Annotated in this window: 2 protein-coding genes; both read left to right on the forward strand. The window is 40.6% G+C overall.

What is annotated here, in order from left to right; genetic code table 11:
• Window positions 1-156 precede the first annotated feature (156 nt).
• Window positions 157-1,413 carry a site-specific DNA-methyltransferase gene (locus tag TH25_RS24490; RefSeq protein ID WP_220151509.1) on the forward strand — a complete coding sequence of 419 codons (1,257 nt, stop codon included), beginning with the start codon at window positions 157-159 and terminating at the stop codon, window positions 1,411-1,413.
• A 12-nt stretch (window positions 1,414-1,425) separates the two neighbouring features.
• The gene (locus tag TH25_RS24495) at window positions 1,426-2,358 is read left to right on the forward strand and encodes a hypothetical protein (RefSeq protein ID WP_114090850.1); all 933 of its coding nucleotides are present in this window, start codon (window positions 1,426-1,428) and stop codon (window positions 2,356-2,358) included.
• Window positions 2,359-2,372: the final 14 nt, after the last annotated feature.

Here is a 2,372-nt window from a genome sequence, read left to right on the forward strand (position 1 = left end):
AAACGGGCTCGTCTTCGGATGGGCCCGTTTTTAATTCAGGAACTGATTTACCTGAATGATCAAAATTTCCATTTTCAATAGCCATCATGAGCATTGTTCTTTACCGCACAAATGTTAACTTGAGTTCATTATATACTTTCGAATCGAGGATAGCTCTTGAACAAAATTAATGCGCGCTCCGGTACGTTTTTGGACAACATGAAATTGCCGGTTCACCGTTGGTTCCGATACTCGGCTGGTTTTTCGGCGCAATGGGTTGAAGACGAAATCATCCGTTTTGAACTAGAAAGTGGAAAAAAAGCAAAATTACTGGATCCTTTTGTTGGCTCAGGAACCGCTTGCCTTTCGGCATGTGCGCTACAACGAAAATCCATTGGCCTTGAAGGCCACCCTTTTGTTGCGCGAATTGGTCAAGCCAAGAATTTATGGCACTTAAACTCAGATGAATTCGTAGATTCTTGTCTAGAAATAGTTGATAGAGCAAGAAATATAAAACCATCACAGATCATTTTGGATAACAAAGGCCTTCTAGAAAAATGCTATGAAACCGAATCTCTTCAAAGACTATTTTCCCTGCGGCTAGCTTATGAGGATCTAAAAACTGAATCAGCCATTTGGCAACTATCCTGGCTGAACATAACCTCAATATTAAGAGCTTGCAGTACAGCCGGAACTGCACAATGGCAATATATTCTTCCCAAAAAAAACAAATCGCGAGTTCTTGACCCATACGAAGCTTTCTTAGCAAAGATGGATCTAATGGCTTCAGATATGAAGTTATCTCAAAAAAAAGGATGGGGAAAAACAGCAAATATCATCCAGTATGATTCCAGAAAAAATTTTGTGGAAAAAAATTTTAATTTGGCTATTACGTCCCCCCCTTATCCCAATAACTACGACTACGCAGATTCCACTCGACTTGAAATGACCTTTTGGGGTGAAATCAATGGATGGGGGGACCTAAAACATGCTGTTCGTCCAAGTATTATGCGTTCCTGCTCGCAGCACTCGGCTTCAGACAAAATAAACCTAGACGAGATTCTATCAAATCCAGAACTTTCGCCGATATTAGCGGAATTGCAACCAGCGACGAAAGAGCTGGCAGCAATTCGACTAACGAAAGGCGGGCGAAAAACATATCATACAATGGTAGCAGCTTATTTTTACGATCTAGCAAAAATCATAAGAAACGTCTACGCTAGCTTAGAGAAAGATGCCCGTGCATGCTTTGTTATAGGAGATTCTGCGCCATATGGCGTTCATGTACCTGCTGAACGATGGCTTGGTGAACTTGCACTTTCAGTTGGATTCAAACGTTTTCAGTTTGAAAAGATTCGCGATCGCAATATAAAATGGAAAAATAGAACACACACCGTTCCCCTTCACGAGGGTCGGCTTTGGCTTATAAAGTGAGAAAGATAAATAATGGCAGAAGTAAACTCGTCATCTGGCCACAAACTCGGCCAACTAGTGGGAGATTGGTTTGAAGAATATTTTGTGTGCCCTTTGTTGAAAGAGGTTGCAGAATCTTTAAATCTTTATGCAGATTCTAGATTTAACAGTCGAGCATGCCGTGGGCATAAAATTATCTGGGAATACCTAGATTCCAACGAAGTTGATTACGACGCTGTTCTTGAAATTAACGGGACCAACGCCCAAAAAGGTATCCCGGTTGCCTTTATTGAATGTTTTTGGCGAAGAGGAAGTCGGCATTCAAAAGACAAAGCTCGAGATGATAGCGGTAAACTTATGCCTATGAGGGACACCTACCCTTCTGCAAGATTTCTAGGCATTATCGCAGCAGGAGATTTTACTGCTCCGGCACGCGAACTCGTCATGTCACGAGGAATTGATTTATTCTATATTCCAAAAGCGAAGATAGTGGAAAGCTTCAACTATTGCGGCCTCACAATAGATTATGATGACAAATCAACAGAATATGAAAAGGATAAAATAGCAAGATCATTCATTGAGGGATTTAGCGCAAAAGAAAAAAGAAGTGAAGTCGCCACAACTCTTATTAATCTGGTTGGGAAAAACGAAATTGAAAATTATATAACACGAGTACGGGCAAGATTATCATCTTCACCACAAGAAATTAGAATTATTTTAAGACAGCAATCAATACCAATTCGATTTGAAAGCACACAAAAAGTTGCCCTATTTCTAAACGACCCAGATTTATCAATGAGAAACCCTGCCGAAAGCTTCGTTTATGAAATAAGCTATTCCGACGGATCCGAATTTTCCAAAGAGGTTACGTCCATGTCGGAACTCAAGGAGTTACATAAACAAATTTCCACTCTGGAAAAACACATGATAGGCGATAATAAACCACCTACGTGGTCGTACCGGTAAATCCGCTCGTATCG

Origin of the sequence: Thalassospira profundimaris (genome assembly GCF_003326755.1) — a bacterium.
GTDB classification, from domain to species: domain Bacteria; phylum Pseudomonadota; class Alphaproteobacteria; order Rhodospirillales; family Thalassospiraceae; genus Thalassospira; species Thalassospira profundimaris_B.

Excerpts from the sequence above, each read along its gene's own strand:
- TH25_RS24495 (WP_114090850.1), top strand. The coding sequence starts at position 1,426 with ATGGCAGAAGTAAACTCGTCATCTGGCCACAAACTCGGCCAACTAGTG.